The sequence below is a fragment of the Paraburkholderia aspalathi genome (assembly GCF_900116445.1).
GTDB classification, from domain to species: domain Bacteria; phylum Pseudomonadota; class Gammaproteobacteria; order Burkholderiales; family Burkholderiaceae; genus Paraburkholderia; species Paraburkholderia aspalathi.
Window position 1 is genome coordinate 1 of sequence record NZ_FPBH01000075.1, and the last position, 2,139, is coordinate 2,139.

The 2,139-nt window shown below is 55.0% G+C and carries 2 tRNA genes and 1 rRNA gene; all 3 read left to right on the forward strand.

What is annotated here, in order from left to right:
• The first annotated feature begins 298 nt into the window (after nucleotides 1-298).
• The 3 genes from BM438_RS44200 (at nucleotide 299) to BM438_RS44210 (ending at nucleotide 2,125) form a co-directional block, all read left to right on the forward strand.
• Nucleotides 299-1,829: ribosomal RNA gene (locus BM438_RS44200) — 16S ribosomal RNA — on the forward strand.
• A gap of 76 nt (nucleotides 1,830-1,905) precedes the next feature.
• A tRNA-Ile gene (locus BM438_RS44205) sits at nucleotides 1,906-1,982 on the forward strand.
• Between the two features lie 67 nt (nucleotides 1,983-2,049).
• Nucleotides 2,050-2,125: transfer RNA gene (locus BM438_RS44210), tRNA-Ala, on the forward strand.
• Nucleotides 2,126-2,139 lie beyond the last annotated feature (14 nt).

The following is a 2,139-nucleotide window of genomic DNA, read 5'->3' on the forward strand; positions in this document are numbered from 1 at the left end:
CATAATCTCGTTTCTCTGCTGCTGATGCAGCGACGCAGAACGAAGCGGTGCCGGGTGGTTGAAGTGGGCGGCGCTTCGGTAGTGAATGCGGACTCGATCTTTAAAAATTAACAGCCGATAAGTGTGGGCGCTTGATGCGCGACGCGAGCTGGGCTCTTCGGGGTCTGGCATAAGCGAAAGTATCAAGTCTCACACTAGTATTAAGGAAGGTTTTCCCGTCTTCGGACGGGATGATCATTCGTCAGTACGTTGAGTGAGCGACCGGTTCGTAACAGAACCGAAAAACAGTAACAGGTTTGAACTGAAGAGTTTGATCCTGGCTCAGATTGAACGCTGGCGGCATGCCTTACACATGCAAGTCGAACGGCAGCACGGGGGCAACCCTGGTGGCGAGTGGCGAACGGGTGAGTAATACATCGGAACGTGTCCTGTAGTGGGGGATAGCCCGGCGAAAGCCGGATTAATACCGCATACGCTCTACGGAGGAAAGGGGGGGATCTCAGGACCTCCCGCTACAGGGGCGGCCGATGGCAGATTAGCTAGTTGGTGGGGTAAAGGCCTACCAAGGCGACGATCTGTAGCTGGTCTGAGAGGACGACCAGCCACACTGGGACTGAGACACGGCCCAGACTCCTACGGGAGGCAGCAGTGGGGAATTTTGGACAATGGGCGAAAGCCTGATCCAGCAATGCCGCGTGTGTGAAGAAGGCCTTCGGGTTGTAAAGCACTTTTGTCCGGAAAGAAAACCTCCGCCCTAATATGGTGGGGGGATGACGGTACCGGAAGAATAAGCACCGGCTAACTACGTGCCAGCAGCCGCGGTAATACGTAGGGTGCAAGCGTTAATCGGAATTACTGGGCGTAAAGCGTGCGCAGGCGGTCCGCTAAGACAGATGTGAAATCCCCGGGCTTAACCTGGGAACTGCATTTGTGACTGGCGGGCTAGAGTATGGCAGAGGGGGGTAGAATTCCACGTGTAGCAGTGAAATGCGTAGAGATGTGGAGGAATACCGATGGCGAAGGCAGCCCCCTGGGCCAATACTGACGCTCATGCACGAAAGCGTGGGGAGCAAACAGGATTAGATACCCTGGTAGTCCACGCCCTAAACGATGTCAACTAGTTGTTGGGGATTCATTTCCTTAGTAACGTAGCTAACGCGTGAAGTTGACCGCCTGGGGAGTACGGTCGCAAGATTAAAACTCAAAGGAATTGACGGGGACCCGCACAAGCGGTGGATGATGTGGATTAATTCGATGCAACGCGAAAAACCTTACCTACCCTTGACATGTATGGAATCCTGCTGAGAGGTGGGAGTGCCCGAAAGGGAGCCATAACACAGGTGCTGCATGGCTGTCGTCAGCTCGTGTCGTGAGATGTTGGGTTAAGTCCCGCAACGAGCGCAACCCTTGTCCCTAGTTGCTACGCAAGAGCACTCTAGGGAGACTGCCGGTGACAAACCGGAGGAAGGTGGGGATGACGTCAAGTCCTCATGGCCCTTATGGGTAGGGCTTCACACGTCATACAATGGTCGGAACAGAGGGTCGCCAACCCGCGAGGGGGAGCCAATCCCAGAAAACCGATCGTAGTCCGGATCGCACTCTGCAACTCGAGTGCGTGAAGCTGGAATCGCTAGTAATCGCGGATCAGCATGCCGCGGTGAATACGTTCCCGGGTCTTGTACACACCGCCCGTCACACCATGGGAGTGGGTTTTACCAGAAGTGGCTAGTCTAACCGCAAGGAGGACGGTCACCACGGTAGGATTCATGACTGGGGTGAAGTCGTAACAAGGTAGCCGTATCGGAAGGTGCGGCTGGATCACCTCCTTTCTCGAGCTAACGTGTCGAACGTTGAGCGCTCACGCTTATCGGCTGTGAAATTAGACAGTAAGTCAGACAGACTGAGGGGTCTGTAGCTCAGTCGGTTAGAGCACCGTCTTGATAAGGCGGGGGTCGATGGTTCGAATCCATCCAGACCCACCATTGTCTTGTCTGCGATGGCTGCGCTAGTCGATGAACCCCGAAGTGTGATGATGATCTGTGCATGACTGGGGGATTAGCTCAGCTGGGAGAGCACCTGCTTTGCAAGCAGGGGGTCGTCGGTTCGATCCCGTCATCCTCCACCAATCTTCAATGCCGG